This is a genomic window from Nonomuraea sp. NPDC049784, from assembly GCF_040659615.1.
Taxonomy (GTDB): Bacteria; Actinomycetota; Actinomycetes; order Streptosporangiales; family Streptosporangiaceae; genus Nonomuraea.
Map to the genome: position 1 here is coordinate 1 of NZ_JBFAMX010000246.1, position 14,705 is coordinate 14,705.

The 14,705-nt window shown below is 70.3% G+C and carries 14 protein-coding genes; 10 read left to right on the top strand and 4 right to left on the bottom strand.

All coding sequences use genetic code 11. The annotated features are described in order from the left end of the window. Positions 1-890: hypothetical protein (locus tag AB0J09_RS35855; RefSeq protein ID WP_360700836.1), on the bottom strand; the 890-nt coding region annotated here is incomplete at its 3' end. Between the two features lie 313 nt (positions 891-1,203). On the opposite strand from AB0J09_RS35855, the gene AB0J09_RS35860 reads away from it, so the two are divergent. The 4 genes from AB0J09_RS35860 (at position 1,204) to AB0J09_RS35875 (ending at position 3,834) form a co-directional block, all read left to right on the top strand. After that, positions 1,204-1,467, top strand: coding sequence for a hypothetical protein (locus AB0J09_RS35860; protein ID WP_360700839.1), 264 nt, complete (start codon positions 1,204-1,206; stop codon positions 1,465-1,467). Positions 1,468-1,613: 146 nt separating this feature from the next. Further along, the gene (locus AB0J09_RS35865; RefSeq protein WP_360700841.1) at positions 1,614-2,783 is read left to right on the top strand and encodes a cytochrome P450; all 1,170 of its coding nucleotides are present in this window, start codon (positions 1,614-1,616) and stop codon (positions 2,781-2,783) included. 18 nt (positions 2,784-2,801) lie between these two features. Beyond that, the gene (locus AB0J09_RS35870) at positions 2,802-3,554 is read left to right on the top strand and encodes an HAD family hydrolase (protein WP_360700844.1); all 753 of its coding nucleotides are present in this window, start codon (positions 2,802-2,804) and stop codon (positions 3,552-3,554) included. A 16-nt stretch (positions 3,555-3,570) separates the two neighbouring features. Next, on the top strand, positions 3,571-3,834 hold the full coding sequence (locus AB0J09_RS35875) for a DUF4031 domain-containing protein (protein ID WP_360700846.1): 264 nt from the start codon (positions 3,571-3,573) through the stop codon (positions 3,832-3,834). Here AB0J09_RS35875 and AB0J09_RS35880 read toward each other — a convergent pair. Beyond that, entirely contained in the window at positions 3,831-4,445 is a 615-nt protein-coding gene (locus tag AB0J09_RS35880; RefSeq protein WP_360700849.1) for a metal-dependent phosphohydrolase, read from the bottom strand. The genes AB0J09_RS35875 and AB0J09_RS35880 overlap by 4 nt on opposite strands. 92 nt (positions 4,446-4,537) lie before the next feature. Between AB0J09_RS35880 and AB0J09_RS35885 the strand changes: the two genes are divergently transcribed. Beyond that, positions 4,538-5,704 (top strand): alpha-hydroxy acid oxidase, encoded by a 1,167-nt coding sequence (locus AB0J09_RS35885; protein ID WP_360700852.1) that lies wholly within the window; start codon positions 4,538-4,540, stop codon positions 5,702-5,704. Here the strand turns inward: AB0J09_RS35885 and AB0J09_RS35890 are convergent. Both AB0J09_RS35890 and AB0J09_RS35895 read right to left on the bottom strand, forming a co-directional pair. Then, entirely contained in the window at positions 5,691-7,820 is a 2,130-nt protein-coding gene (locus AB0J09_RS35890; RefSeq protein WP_360700855.1) for a discoidin domain-containing protein, read from the bottom strand. The two genes, AB0J09_RS35885 and AB0J09_RS35890, sit on opposite strands and share 14 nt — an antisense overlap. Positions 7,821-7,914: 94 nt before the next feature. Then, the gene (locus AB0J09_RS35895) at positions 7,915-9,105 is read right to left on the bottom strand and encodes an ROK family protein (RefSeq protein WP_360700857.1); all 1,191 of its coding nucleotides are present in this window, start codon (positions 9,103-9,105) and stop codon (positions 7,915-7,917) included. 154 nt (positions 9,106-9,259) lie between these two features. On the opposite strand from AB0J09_RS35895, the gene AB0J09_RS35900 reads away from it, so the two are divergent. From AB0J09_RS35900 to AB0J09_RS35920, 5 genes are all read left to right on the top strand, one after another. Beyond that, positions 9,260-10,468 (top strand): ABC transporter substrate-binding protein, encoded by a 1,209-nt coding sequence (locus tag AB0J09_RS35900; protein ID WP_360700860.1) that lies wholly within the window; start codon positions 9,260-9,262, stop codon positions 10,466-10,468. Between the two features lies 1 nt (position 10,469). Continuing rightward, a complete protein-coding gene (locus AB0J09_RS35905) occupies positions 10,470-11,423 on the top strand; it encodes a sugar ABC transporter permease (protein ID WP_360700862.1) in 954 nt (317 codons plus the stop codon). Beyond that, positions 11,420-12,253, top strand: a complete 834-nt coding sequence (locus tag AB0J09_RS35910; RefSeq protein WP_360700864.1) for a carbohydrate ABC transporter permease — start codon at positions 11,420-11,422, stop codon at positions 12,251-12,253. Before AB0J09_RS35905 ends, AB0J09_RS35910 begins: the two co-directional genes overlap by 4 nt. An 11-nt stretch (positions 12,254-12,264) precedes the next feature. Further along, entirely contained in the window at positions 12,265-14,187 is a 1,923-nt protein-coding gene (locus AB0J09_RS35915; RefSeq protein ID WP_360700867.1) for a beta-galactosidase, read from the top strand. A gap of 105 nt (positions 14,188-14,292) precedes the next feature. Then, positions 14,293-14,705, top strand: a 413-nt coding sequence (locus AB0J09_RS35920; RefSeq protein ID WP_360700870.1) for a hypothetical protein, incomplete at its 3' end; no start/stop codon positions are given.

Consider the following 14,705-nt stretch of genomic DNA (forward strand, 5'->3'; position numbering starts at 1 on the left):
CGGGCGGGCACCGGATGGTGGTCGGCCTCGGGCTCCCACGGTACGCGGGGGTCGGCGTCGATGAGGGCGCTGGTGTTGTAGAGGGCGGCGATCTGGGCCAGGAGCGCCTCCTGGCGGGCCTGGTCGACGGCCAGCCCGGTGTGCTCGACGGCCTGGTCCATGGCCTTGTCGAGCTTGGCCAGCGCGGCGCGCATCTTGCGGTCGGAGGCCCCGCCCTCGCGCAACGCCTTGGCCCGCTTGGCGGCCAAAGCAACGCGGGTCAGCCTGCGGTGGGCGTCGACCTCGCTCGCCGTACGGTCGCTGACCTCGGCCAGGCCCATCCTGACCAGCAGCCGCTCGGGCGTCAGACGCCAGTTGATGCGGCCGGTACCGCGGATGCGGTGGCGTTCGATGGCCATGCCGCGCTCCCACAACCAGGCGGCCACCAGCGGCGCGGCCAGCCTGAACATCGCCTCGGGCAGGCTGCGCGCGTCCATGCTGGACAGCACGGCGGTCAGGCAGGTGAGCGCCCACACGGCGATGCCGTCGATCCCGGCGGAGAAGTTCTCGCGCATGTTGCGGCGGGCGCGTACCGCGCTCGTGATGATCGCGACCTCGATGAACGCGAACAGCAGCAGCCTGAGCGGCCCGTCCAGGCCCAGCACGTCCCCGGAGAAGCGCCACATGCCCTGCGCCGACACGCCGGTGGCGATGGACGCCGCGACGATGGTCAGCACGTCCTCGATGGGGCGGGGGGCGACGTATCGGGTGATCAACCAGGCGATGGCGCGCCAGGCGACCCTGATCACCAGGAACGCCAGCGCCAACCCCGCCAGGCTCAGCAGGGCGATGACGGCGGTGGCGAGCGGCTTCTCGGTGACGAAGGCTGCTATTTCCTCAAATGTCGGCATCAGTCACTATCCGTGAGGCTCAAACTCCGGCTCTATGCGACGAGATCATCGCAGAATGTCGCCATCTTGTACGCCAAACGGCATCTCCAGCCCCATTTTGCCCCTGTTTCACTGCTGTTCCGGCCTTGACGGAAGGGTGTGGATGACACGGAGTGGTGGCCGGGTGACCGGTGGCGGAGCGCCGCGGGTGACGCGGAGGTAGCCGAGGGGAAGGGCGGCGGGACGGGCGCCGGGGTGGCGGGAGGGATAGAGGCGTGGATTACGGCTGTTCGTGTGGCGGGGGCGGGCGCACAATGGGCCCGGAAGGAGGGGAATGGTGAGCAAACGATCGCGCAGACGTCGTGCTCTTCCCAGCGGGGCGCCCGCCTGGCTGCCCGGGTTCGGGCCCGGGGAGCCGCACGGGCCCGAAGGCAAGGACTTCCCGTTCGACGACCCGCCAGAGGGCGGGGTGCGGGAGCCGCGTAAGCCCAAGCCCGCCCCGCCGTCGTTGTCAGCCGAGGCGCCGCCGCCCGAACCGCCCCCGTACGCCCACCATCGGAGCGAGGCGACCACGGTCCTGGCCGGGCAGGGCGGGTAGAGCGTTCCACCGCCGTGGCGAAGGGGTCCGTAGGGTGGGGTGGAAATTCGTCCTTTCGGAGGGCAACATTCACCGTTCCTGATGGCACCATCTATGCAGGGATTTATCCCGACATGGTGTGATGTATCCCAGCAGGACGGATATCGATGTCAGACAATGAGTTCCCCCTCGTCCAGTTCATGCGCGAAGGTTTCGACCCCGTGGGCGAGCTCGGACGCATCCGGACCGAGCACCCGGTCTTCCCCATGGAGATCCCCGGCGGCCAGACCGTGTACCTCGTCACCCGCTGGGAGGACGTACGGAGCGTCCTGGGCGACCACGAGCGCTTCAGCAACGACTTCGCCGGGGTGATCGGCCTGGGCTCCAACCAGGAGGACCCGGGCGGCCTGGGGTTCCGCGACCCGCCCGAGCACACGCGCCTGCGCAAGTACCTGACCCCCGAGTTCACCATGCGCCGCCTGCGCAGGCTGGAGCCGCGCATCGAGGCGATGGTCCAGGAGTACCTGGACCGCATCGAGGCGAAGGGCTCCCCGGTGGACCTGGTCGAGGAGTTCGCGCTCCCGATCCCGTCGCTGGTGGTGTGCGAACTGCTCGGCGTCCCGTACGAGGAGCGCGCCGGCTTCGTGAAGATCAGCAAGGACCGGTTCGACTTCACGGCCGGGCCGGAGGCGTCACTGCAGGCGATCAACGACGCCATGACGTATCTGACCGACCTGGTCGCGCGGGAACGGCAGAACCCGGGCGACGGGCTGCTCGGCCAGCTGCTGCGCGAGCACGGTGACGAGCTCGACGACCGTACGCTCGCCAGCATGGCCGACGGGCTGCTGACCGGTGGGCACGACACCAGCACCAGCATGCTGGCCCTCGGCACCCTGTGGCTCCTGCGCAACCCCGAGCAGGCCGCCAAGGTGCGCGAGGTCGACGGATACATCAACGACGTCGTCGAGGAGCTGCTGCGCTACATGACGGTCGTCCAGGTGGCCTTCCCGCGCTTCGCCCGCGACGACCTCGAGCTGCACGGCGTGCCGATCAAGAAGGGCGAGATGGTGCTCTGCTCGCTCACCGGCGCCAACCGCGACCCCGCCCTGGGCGATGACATGGACCAGGTACAGCCCGGCAGGGAGATGGCGGGCTCGCACATGGCGTTCGGCCACGGCATCCACCGCTGCATCGGCGCGCCGCTCGCGCAGATGGAGATGCGCATCGCCTTCCCCGCCCTGCTGCGCCGCTTCCCGGGGCTGCACGTCGCGGGCGAGGTGCCGTTCAGGGAACTCGCCATTGTCTACGGAGTCAAAGAACTACCCGTCGCCTGGTAGAGAAGCTACGTTCGCAATGTGAACGAGCCTGTCATCGACCTGACCTCGATCAGCGCCGTCGTGTTCGACACCGACGGCGTGGTAACCGACACCGCTCGGGGGCACGCGGCCGCCTGGAAGCACGTCTTCGACGCGTTCCTGCGCGGCCGTTCGGCGCCGTTCGACATCCGCGACGACTATCTGCGCCACGTGGACGGCCGCCCGCGCCTCGACGGCATCCGCGCCTTCCTCACGGCACGCGGCATCACGGTGCCCGAGGGCTCACCCGACGACGAGCCGGGCGCGGCGACCGTGCACGGGCTCGGCCTGGCCAAGGACCAGATCTTCATGGCGCAGGTGGAGAAGTACGGGGTGGCCGCGTTCCCGTCCACGGTGGTGCTCCTGCACGAGCTGCGCCGGCGGGGCGCCCGTACGGCGGCGGTCTCCGCCAGCCTGCACGGCCGCAAGCTGGTCACGTCGGCCGGCGTGATGCACCTGTTCGACCTGCTGGTGGACGGCAACGACGCGGCGCTGATGAACCTGCCCGGCAAGCCCGACCCCGCGCTCTTCCTGGAGGCGGCGCGCCGTCTGGCGCTGCCCGCGGTCAAGGTCGCGGTGGTGGAGGCGGCATTGCCCGGAGTGGAGGCGGGCAGGAAGGGCGGGTTCGGGCTGGTCGTCGCGGTGGCCAGGGAAGGCGGCGCGGCCGAGCTGCGCGCCGCGAGCGCCGAGGTCGTGGTGTCCGACCTGGCCGAGCTGGCGATCCAGGGCAAGGTCCCGCCCGTGACGTCGTGACCCTACCCTTGGCGTCGTGACCGTTCTCATCGATCCGCCCAACTGGCCCGGTCCGCGCGGCCTGATGTGGTCGCATCTGGTCAGCGACAGCTCGCTGGAGGAGCTGCACGACTTCGCCTCGCGGCTCGGGGTGCCCGAGCGGGCGTTCGACCGGGATCACTACGACGTGCCGGAGACCGTGCACGCCCGGGCGGTGGAGCTGGGCGCGGAGGCGGTCAGCTCGCGGGAGCTGCTGTTACGGCTGGTCGCCTCCGGCCTCCGCCGCCGCAAACGCCGCTAATCTCGCATGCCCGTGAGAGCCGCCAGCTCCCCTGACATGTTCGCCCGCGCCCGCTCCTCCCACAGCTCGCGCGCGCGTTCCGTCCGGTAGAGGCGCGGTACGGCCAGCAGCCGGCGCAGCACCTCGGCGCGTCCCATCCTGAACAGGTCGTCGGGCACGTGGGCGTACTCCTGCCGGATCCTGGCCGCGTAATCGTCATAGCCGGGCCGGCCGAGCACGGCCAGGTCGGCGTCGCACAGGACGGCGCCGTTCCGGTCTCCCGCGGTCAGCGTGTCGTGGGCGGCAGTGAGGCGTACCAGCCTGGCCACCTCGGACACCCGTGAGGCGGGCACCCCGCACCCGCGCAGCCTGGACTGGGCGAGCTGGGCGCTGCGCTCCTCGTCCCAGCCAGGCCGCCCGTCGTAGACGGCGTCGTGGAACCAGGCGGCGAGGCGCACGGCCGCGAGATCACCGGCCGGCTCCGCGAGCTGGGAGACCGCGGCGAGGACGGCGGAGAGGTGGTCGAGGGTGTGGTAGCGGCGGTGCGGCTCGGACCAGCGGGCGATCAGCTCCGCCCCCGTGGCCAGGGAGGCGGGCGACTCCCCCGCCAGCGTGGTCCAGTCGTCGATCACGACTTAACCGTACCTTTGGTAGCGTCCTGGATATCGAGAAGAGTCAGCGGGAGCCCAGGCGCCTACCTCGGTGGCGGGAGCTGCGTGCGGTCATGCCCACGTGGCCCCGGCTCTCGCGGGCGCAGCGGGTGGCGGACGCCGCCGACGTCGCGGACCTCAGGCTGCTCGCCAGGAAACGCGCCCCGCACATGGTGTTCGACTACGTGGACGGCGCGGCCGAGGGCGAGCGGTCGATGGCCAGGGCGGTGGAGGCGTTCGAACGGGTGGAGTTCAGCCCGCGGGTGCTGCGCGACGTCGCCGAGGCCCCGACCGCCGTCGAGATCCTGGGCCGGCGGATCGCGATGCCGGTCGTGCTGGGGCCCACCGGGTTCACCAGGATGATGCACCGCGAGGGCGAGCGGGCCGTGGCAAGAGCGGCCAAGCGGGCGGGCGTGCCGTACACGCTGTCCACCATGGGCACCACGACCGCCGCCGCTGTGGCCGCCGCGGCGCCCGGCGGGTGGAACTGGTTCCAGCTGTACGTGGTCCGCGACCGCGCCCGCACCCTGGACTCGCTGGCCCTGGCGCGGGACGCGGGCATGGACGTGCTCGTGGTGACCGTGGACGTGCCTGTGGCCGGGGCGAGGCTGCGCGACGTGCGGCACGGGCTGACGGTCCCGCCCTCCCTGCGCTGGCGCAGCGTGCTGCAGGCGGCGCGGCATCCGGCGTGGTGGTTCGACTTCCTCACCAGCGAGCCGCTCAGGTTCGCCACGGTCGACGGGGCGCCCGACGACCTGGCGGGGATCACGAACATGATGTTCGACCCCTCGGTGACCATCGCCGACCTGGAGTGGATCAGGTCGGCATGGCAGGGGCCGCTGCTGGTCAAAGGGGTGCAGCGGGTGGACGACGCCAAGGACCTGGCGGCCGTGGGAGTGGACGGCATCGTCGTGTCCAACCACGGCGGGCGGCAGCTCGACCGCTCCCCCACGCCGCTGGAGCTGCTGCCCCACGTGGTGGCCGCCGTGGGCGACCGCACGGAGGTCTTCCTGGACGGAGGCGTGCGGAGCGGCGCCGACGTGGCCGCGGCGGTCGCGCTGGGCGCCAGGGCCTGCTTCATCGGCCGGGCCTACCTGTACGGGCTGATGGCCGGCGGCGAGCCCGGCGTGCGGCGGGTGCTCGACCTGCTGCACACCGAGCTCGTACGCACCCTTCAGCTGCTGGGCGTCAGCGGGGTCGCCGAGCTCGGCCCCGGCATGGTACGCGTCAGGGATAGGTGACGATCTTCACCGGGATCGTGTCCGTGCCCTGCGCGGGGCCTCCCGTGTTGTTGACGACGTGCGCGATCGTCCCGTTGCCCCCGAGGGAGACGGTGAGCAGATCGTGGAAGCGCACGCCGGAGTTGACCGGTGTCTCGAAGCCGCGCTCGGCCACGATGCTCGGGTCGACATCGAAGTAGCAGTACGCCCCCAGCCCCCACGCCTCGTGCGAGGTGACGGAGTCGGCGACCTTGTAGGACGCGTAGCCGCGCGTGGAGCCGTTCATCCAGGCGGCCTGGTTGGGCGGGTCGTACGGCATCTCGTTCTGGAAGAAGATGGTCCGGCCGCGCTGCCCGTTCCAGATGACCTGGTACTTCTGGTAGTGCTCGACGAACAGCCCGTAGGCGGTGACGTCGTCGCCGTTGACGATCAGGCCGGTGTCGGCCGTGTTGACGGTCCAGCCGATCCCGGTGCCGTGGTCGCCGCGCCAGGCCCAGATGTGGTCGATGATCGTGTTGTCGCTGTTCACGACCAGGCTGGTGGTGGCCTTGCCGGCGTGGGCGCCGCCGATGCGGAAGAACACGTCCTGGATCGAGATGGGGTTGGCGGCGTGCGAGGCGGTCGAGCCGGCCGGGCCGACCTCCATGAGGATGGGCGAGTTGACGCCGCCGGCGTCGAACAGCAGCCCGGCGACCTTGACCCCGTCCACGTCGGCCACCCGCATGGGCACGACGCCGTTGTCGGGGATGATCGTGGCGTAGCCGAGGCCCAGCACGACCGTGCCGGCCCTGTTCACGTTGATGGTCTGGTTGACGTGGTAGATCCCGGGCGTGAACAGCAGGTGCAGGCCGGAGGCGAGCGCGGCGTTGATGGTGGCCGCGGTGTCGGAGGGCTTGGCGACGTAGAACTGGGTGAGCGGGATCGAGGTGCCGGTGCCCGGCCAGTTCGCGCCGCGCGAGTTCTGCCGCAGGGCCGGGACGAACACCTGGTAGTTCCCGGAGCCGTCCACGTACAGGTACGGCTTCTCCCTGGTCACCGGGCTGGTGTCGAGCGTCGTGTACGGCGGGTCGGGGAAGGACTGCGCCGGCGCGCCGGCCACGCCGGAGAAGACCATGTTCCAGACGCCGTTGAGCCAGCCGCCGATGGTGCTGTCGCGGGTGAACCACTGCTGCTGCGAGTACGGCTGCACGGTCCCGTCGATCTTGCTGTCGGCGATGTAGCCGCCGCTGGCCCAGCCGTACCCGGTGGGCGCCAGGTTGAGGTTGCCCCTGACGTGGATCCGCCGGAACGGCGCCGCCTGCGAGACCGCCCACTGGTTGGTGCCGCCCGGGGGCGTGATGGACAGATTCTCGGCCGAGCGCCAGAAGTTCTGGGTGGCGTTGCCGCCGAACCAGCCGGCGTCCACCCGGACCTGGCCGTTGATGGTCACGTCGTCGGGGTTGCGGCCGAGGCCGGCGATGGAGGTGTAGAAGCCGATGTTGGCGTTGACGTTGTAGCTGCCCGGCTTGAACAGGAAGGCGTGGCGCTGGAGGCCGAACTGGTTCGACTCCATCTGGCCGAAGACCGAGTCGAGCGTGGACTGGATGCTCGCCGACGACATGGACGGGTCGAAGACGTGCACGTTGGGGCCGAGGTCGCCGCCGCCGGGCGGGGTCGAGCCGGTGGTGCCGTAGATCTGGAACTCCCACAACGAGTAGCCGTACTGGGTGGCGCGGGTGGTGCCGTACATGCGGACGTAGCGGCCGCGGCCGGACACGTTCAGCGTCTGCGTGCCGCCCGGGCCGGTCGTGGTCGAGTAGATGTCGGTCCAGGTGGAGGCGTTGTCCGAGACCTGGATGCGGAAGGCCCTGGCGTAGGCGGCCTCCCATTGCAGGACGACGCTGGTGACGTCGGCGGTGGCGCCCAGGTCCACCTGGAGCCATTGCGGGTCGCTGAACGCGCTGGACCAGCGCGTTCCGGCGTTGCCGTCCACGGCGGCCGAGGCGGGCGTGCCCGCGTTCTCGGTCGAGGAGGCGGTCGCGGGCCTGCCCTGCGACAGGAGCGGGTCGGCCGCCAGCGCGGGGGCCGCGACCAGGGCCGGCAGGATCAGACCGGCGATGAGGGCACAGATGAGGGCGGTACTTCGGCGGGGGTGCACAGCTCCTCCTCACGAACTGGGGGGTGGTGAGAGAGCGCTCTATCGAGCAGAGCGTGCCTGCGGCCGGGACTTATGTCAATGCTTGATTTAACTCCTAGGCAATAGTGCTGACAGCCCGGTGAAACGCGGCGTCCACGAAGAACGGCTCGATCACCAGCGTCGCCGCGCCGAGCGCCACGGCGTCGGCGCCGAGGCGGCCGAGCACGACCGTCGAAGGCTCGAACGGCTGCGCCTGCGTGTTGGCGGCGGTGGCCGCCCTGATCTCGGCCAGCAACCGGCCGCCCAGCATGAGCCCCGCCCAGCCGCCGATGACGATGCGCTCGGGGTTGAACAGGTGCACCAGGCTCGACAGGCCCACGCCCAGCAGCTCGACGCTCTCGGCGATGACCGGGGAGCCCTCGTCGAGCAGCCGGGCCAGCGCGGCCTCCTCGTCGGCGGAGTCGGCCTCGACGCCCGCGCGCTCGAGTATCGCCTCGCCCCCCAGGTACGCCTCCAGGCAGCCGCGCGCCCCGCACCGGCAGGCCCGCCCGCCGGCGACCAGCTTCAGGTGGCCCACCTCTCCGGCGGCCTTGCCCGCGCCCCGGTAGATGTGGCCGTCGGTCACGATCGTGCCGCCGACGCCCGAGCCCATGAGCACGATGATCGCGTCGCGGGTGCCCTTTCCGGACCCGAACCAGAGCTCGGCCTGCCCCATGGTCTTGGCGCCGTTGTCCACGAACAGCGGCAGCGACGTGCCTGCCCGTAGGAGCGCTCCCAGCGGCACCGCCTGCCAGCCGAACGTCTTGGCGCGCACCAGCGCGTCCGGTCCCGGCTCGACGATTCCGGGGACGCCCACGCCGACGCCGAGCACCCGATCGGCGGGCACGTCGCCCTCGGCGATCACGGCTTCGACGCCTGCCAGGATGTGCCGGGCGACCAGCTCGGGGTCGTGCTTGGCCGAGCGGACCGCGTAGTGGGCCCTGGCGCGCTTGGTCATGTCCAGGTCGAACAGCTCGACGCTGACCTGGGTCTCCCCCACGTCGACGCCGACGGCGTACCCGTAGGCGGGGTTGACCTTGAGCAGTACGCGGGGCCTGCCCCCGTCGGAGTCGACCTGGCCGGCCTCGACGATGACATTCTCGGAGAGCAGGTCGCCGGTCATGGTGCTGACCGTGGCCGCGCTCAGCCCGGTCGCGGCCGACAGCTCGTTGCGGCTGGCGGGGCCGCCGAAGTAGAGCGCGCGCAGGAGCATCGCCCGGTTGCCCCTGCGGAGATCCCGTACGGTCCTGCGCTCTGACGTGCCCATTCTCGTCCCCGTCCTCTCCCCGGATGCCTCGCCATGTTAGTTCAAAACCCGAAATCGCCATGAACCGGGTGTTACCGAAGCGTTTCCGGGCCATCCCTGACTTTTTTCGCGACTTAGATTATGGTCTGGCCATCCCCCCAACGAGGAGACGACTATGAGCCGAGTACTTGTGCGTGGCGCCTTAGCGGCGGTGCTCGCGGCCGGGCTGGCCGCCTGTGGCGGCGGTGGCGGCGACTCCGCGGAGAAGACGCTGACGTTCTGGATGTACCAGGACCGCACCCCGCAGGCCGGGCAGGTCATCGAGAAGGTCCGCAAGGACTTCGAGAAGGCCAACTCCGGCGTCACGGTGAAGATCGTCAAGATCCCCAAGGACGACTACAACACCAAGCTCGGCAGCGCCGTGGCCAGCAAGAGCGCGCCGGACGCGGGCATTCTCGACCAGCCCCTGGTGTCCAAGTACGCCCTGGACGGCACGATCAAGGAGGTGCCCGCCGGCCTGGTCGAAGAGGCCGCCTTCTACAAGGGCGCCCTCGACACCAACCGCGCGGCCGGCAAGCTCTACGGCCTCCCGCAGGACCAGACCACGGTCGCGCTCTTCTACAACAAGAAGCTCGTCCCGGCGCCGCCCAAGACCTGGGACGAGCTGAAGCAGGCCGCCGACCGGGTGCACGCCGCCGACGCCAAGGTCGCCGGCATGAACGTCCCCAAGGGCGACGGGTACGGCGCCTGGATGTTCCCCGGCATCGTGCACGGGGCGGGCGGCCAGATGGTGGACGACGCGGGCAAGAAGGTGCTGTTCGACCAGCCGCCCGCGGTGGAGGCACTGCAGCTCTGGGTGGACCTGCTGAAGTCCTCGCCGCGCCAGATCACCGACTCGGACAAGCCGTTCGAGAACGGCCTGGCCGCCATGACGATCTCCGGCCCGTGGGACGTGCCGACGATCCACGAGCAGTTCCCCGACCTCGACTTCGGCGTGGCGCCGCTGCCGTACAAGACCGAGCCGGCCGGCAACATCGGCGGCGAGGACTCCGTCGTCTTCTCCTCCAGCAAGAACGCCGATCTGGCGTGGAAGTGGCTGGCGTTCCTGGCGAACGAGACCAACAACGGCGCGGTGGCCGACGCGTTCGGCGGCTTCCCCGTCAACCTCAAGGCGCAGGTGGTCGCGGGCGGCCCCGAGCAGGCGGCGTTCCTGGAGCAGCTCAAGGTGGCGCACGCGCGACCGGCCGTGCCGCAGTGGATCCAGGTCAACGACGAGATCATCGCCCCGGCGATCGAGTCGGCGCTGACCGGCAAGGTCACGGCCCAGCAGGCGCTGACGGACGCGGCGGCCAAGACGCGCTCCCTGCTCGGCTGGAACGGCTGACGTGACCGCTCCCGCACTGGCGGAAGCGCAGGTGGCGACCAGGTCACGGCGGCGGCCCTCAGCACGCCGCCGCGACCGGCTCATCGGCTGGTTGCTGGTCGCCCCGGCGCTCGCCTATTTCCTGATATTTCTGCTCTATCCGGCTCTGTCCGCCCTGTACTACAGCTTCACCGACTGGAACCTGCGCTCCGACGCCAACTGGGTGGGCCTGGCCAACTACGCGGACCTGCTCTTCGACGACGTCAAGTTCCCGCACTTCTGGAGGTCGGTCCAGGTCACGCTGCAGTACACGCTGATCGCCGTCCCGCTGACCATGATCTCGGCGCTGGTGCAGGCGCTGCTGCTGAACGCGATCAAGCGCGGCTCCAACATGTTCAGGTTGCTGCTGTTCCTGCCGGTCGTCACGGCCGAGGCGGCGGTCGGCGCGATCTGGCGCTGGCTCTACGACCCGCAGTACGGCCTGATCAACTCCGTGCTCGGCCTGTTCGGCATCCCCGGGCAGAACTGGCTCAACACCCCCGAACTGGTCATCCCCGCGCTGGCGTTCATCGCGGCCTGGCAGTGCGGCATCTCGATGATCATCTATCTGGCGGGGCTCAAGGGCATCCCGGGCGCGATCACGGAGGCCGCGATCATCGACGGGGCCGGCCCCTGGCAGCGGTTCTGGCGGGTCACCTTCCCCATGCTGCGGCCCACGACCTTCTACCTGCTGGTGACGGGCGTGATCGCGGCGCTGCAGGTGTTCGGCCTGGTGTACGTGATCTTCTCGGGGAACGGGCGCAGCGTCACCGGCGGCCCCGAGCAGTCGGGCCTGACGTACGTGCTGCACCTCTACCTCTTCGCGTTCCGCTACGACGCGATGGGAGCGGCCTGCGCGATGTCGTTCATCCTGCTCGTCTTCATCATGATCGTGACCGCTCTGCAGTTCAGATTCGTCAAGCAGGAGGCGGCATGAGAAAGGTCCCCATCTACGTGGCGCTGGTGCTGCTGGCGGCCGTGTCGGTGGTGCCGTTCCTGTGGATGCTGGCCACCTCGGTCAAGCACGGGCAGGACATCTACAACAAGGTGCCGAGCCTGCTGCCGCTGGACAAGAAGACCGGCGAGTGGGCGGCGACGCTGGACAACTACGACTACGTGCTGGACGTCGGCGGGCTCGGGAACGCGTTCGTCAACAGCGTGTGGGTCTGCGCCATCCTGGTACCGGCCAAGCTGCTGGTGGACGCGCTGGCCGCGTACGCGTTCGCGCGGATCCCGTTCCCCGGCCGCGACAAGCTGTTCGTGATCACGCTGGGCGGCATGATGGTCCCCGCGATCACGCTGCTGGTGCCGCGCATCCACGTCACACAGGCGCTCGGCATGTTCGACTCCGGATGGGGGCTCATCGTCCCGAACATCGCCTCCGTGCTGGACATCTTCCTGCTGCGGCAGTTCTTCCTGTCGATCCCGGCCGAACTGGAGGAGGCCGCGCTCATCGACGGCGCGGGCCGCATGCAGATCTTCTGGCGGATCGTGCTGCCGCTGTCGAAGCCGGTGCTGGCGGTCGTCACGATCACCAGCTTCCTGTTCCACTGGAACGACCTCGTGTGGCCGCTGGTCGTCACCAACGACCCCGAGCTCTACACGTTGCCGCTCGCGCTGCAGCAACTCGTCGCCAGCCCCGACGGCGGGCGGGCGTACTACATCATGGCGGGCGCCACGCTCGCCGTCCTGCCGGTCATCGCGGTGCTGATCGTGTTCCAGCGCCGCATCCTGCAGGGCATCGCGTTCACCGGATTGAAAGCTTGAGGAGAACGAACGTGCTCATCGACGGGCAGGCGCTCGTGACCGCCGACTACCCCTACTACCGCGACGATCCGGCCGTCTGGGCCGACCGGCTGCGGGCCGTGCGGGACGAGCTCGGCATCGACGTGATCACCTGCTACCTGCCCTGGCGGCACCACCAGCCGGAGCCGGGCCTGGCGCCCGACTTCACCGGTGCCACCCATCCGGCCAGGGACGTCGCCGGCTTCCTGGCGCTCTGCGCCGAGCTGGGGCTGCGGGTGATCGCCAAGCCGGGCCCGTTCATCCACGCCGAGGTGGGCTACGGCGGGCTGCCCGATTGGGTCTGCCCGGACGCGGACCCCTCGATCGAGCCGCTGCTCGACTCCGAGGGGAAGCCGTCGTGCTGGTGGGACGGAACGGTCTCCCGGCCGCTGCCCGCGCCGCTGGGCGCCGCGTTCCTGACGAAGACCACGCAGTGGCTGTCCGCCGTGGGCAAGGAGGTGCTTGCTCCAGAGGGCCCGGTCGTCGCCCTGCAGATCGCGAACGAGGGCATCTACACCAGCGGGGCGCGGCCGCTGACCGCCTACGACTACAGCCCGTCCGGGCTGGCGTTCTACCGCGATCTGCTGCGCTCCTGGTACGGGACGCCGGAGGCGTACAACGCGGCGCACAAGACGGCCCACCGGGACTGGACCGAGATCGAGCCGCCGCCCAGGGCGGGCGGGATGCTCGCCCAGGCCGACTGGGGCCGCTTCCACGCCGAGTACATGGCCGAGGTCTACCGCGTCTGGGCCCAGGCCGTCGGCTCCGACCTGCCCGTCGTCGTCAACCTGAACCCGCCGACCGTGCCCGAGCTGGACGACTGGCTGGCCAGGGTCAGGCCGGAGCTGTGGGGCGGCATCTCGTACGGCTTCACCAACTGGATGGGCGTCGTCTCCGCCGACCGCGACGCCCAGGCCCGTTACGTGATCGCCGCCAAGCGCGCCCCCGGGCCGAACCTGGAGGAGAACTGGGGCTTCTCCCGGCTCTACGACCCGGCCTACATCGACGGGGCGACCAGCTTCCACCAGTCGCTGCTGGCCATGGCGGCGGGCGCGACCGGGTTCAACGTCTACACCGGCGTGTCCACCTCGGGCTGGGCTGCGGACCTCGACGCGGCGCACGACGGGCCGTACCCGGACTGCGCGCCGATCGACGCCGGCGGCACGGCCACCGGCAAGGCGCCGGTGGTGCGGGCGCTGGCGGGCTTCTTCGCCGCGCATGGGGCGGAGTTCCTGGAGTGCGCGGGGACGGCGCGGGACGCGTTCGGCCTCTACCTGCCGTACGCCGGGATCGCGGCGCTGTCGGGCCCCGGCGGCCCTGGGTGCGGCCGGGCGCTGCGGGACTTCCACGAGCGGATGCGTGAGCGCGGCCTGGACTACGCGCTGGTCGACCTGGAGCACACGAGCGCCGAGGAGCTGGCCGCGTACCGCTCCGTCACCGTGCCGGGCGGGCCCTTCATGCACCGGAGCGTGCAGCGGCTGCTCGCCGGCTACGCCGACGGCGGCGGCCGGGTGCTGGTGGACGGGCCCGTGCCCACGCTGGACGAGAACCTCGCGCCGTGCGCCCTGCTCGCCCCGTCGGCCGCCCCGGATCTCGGCGACGGCCTCGTGCTGTACGGCGCCGCCGACGCGTTCCTGCGCAGCCATCCCGAGCGAGACGTCCATTACCTCGTCGTGCTCGTCCAGACCGGCAACACGGGCCCGATCGGCGTGCGGACGCCGTACGGGACCGTCGAGATCGTCGCCGCGGACGGCGGCGCGGCCGTGCTGCGGCTGGCCGGCGGCCGCCTGGGCGACCTGCTGGTGAAGGGCGTCAACGAGTACCTGTCGTCCGCGGTCGCCGCCCGCGTGTCCTTGAACGGCGAGAGCGTCGTCACCGCGGGGCCGGGCGACCTGATCATGATCGGCGGTGTCTGACCGATAAGCGTCATCTATTGACAACACGGACGCGTATTTCGCCGCCTCCGTCGCCACTCTGCTCCTTCACACGGGGACGACGTTCCCACCGGAAAAGGAGATCGAATGGCTACCGGAGAATTCCAGGTGATGAAAGTTCCGGCCGAGCAGTTAGCCGGTGTTCTCCACAGCCAGGTTGTCGATCCCGGAGCTCAGCCCACGAGCGTCGTACGCAGTAACGAGGGTTGGACCGTGGACGTGAGCTGGGAGGTCACCGGCGAGCTCGTCGACTGGCTGGCGGGCCGCTGGAATTTGGAGATCATCGCCGACCTGGCGGGAGGCGGCGATTCGAGGCGCACCTCGCCCCCTGTGGAGCTGACCTTCACCCCTGGCTCGGGCCGATATACCGCCTCCGTCCCCATGCGCGGCCAGCTCGCCCCCGGCACCTATGACCTGGTGATCAACCTCACCACCACGACGGCCGCCGGCACCGCGGGGGCGCTCGGCGGATTCGTGGTGCTCAGCAAGATTGTGGTCAA

Coding starts and splice junctions, on each gene's coding strand:
- AB0J09_RS35860 (WP_360700839.1), top strand. CDS start 1,204: ATGGTGAGCAAACGATCGCGCAGACGTCGTGCTCTTCCCAGCGGGGCG.
- AB0J09_RS35865 (WP_360700841.1), top strand. CDS start 1,614: ATGTCAGACAATGAGTTCCCCCTCGTCCAGTTCATGCGCGAAGGTTTC.
- AB0J09_RS35885 (WP_360700852.1), top strand. CDS start 4,538: ATGCCCACGTGGCCCCGGCTCTCGCGGGCGCAGCGGGTGGCGGACGCC.
- AB0J09_RS35895 (WP_360700857.1), bottom strand. CDS start 9,105: ATGGGCACGTCAGAGCGCAGGACCGTACGGGATCTCCGCAGGGGCAAC.
- AB0J09_RS35900 (WP_360700860.1), top strand. CDS start 9,260: ATGAGCCGAGTACTTGTGCGTGGCGCCTTAGCGGCGGTGCTCGCGGCC.
- AB0J09_RS35910 (WP_360700864.1), top strand. CDS start 11,420: ATGAGAAAGGTCCCCATCTACGTGGCGCTGGTGCTGCTGGCGGCCGTG.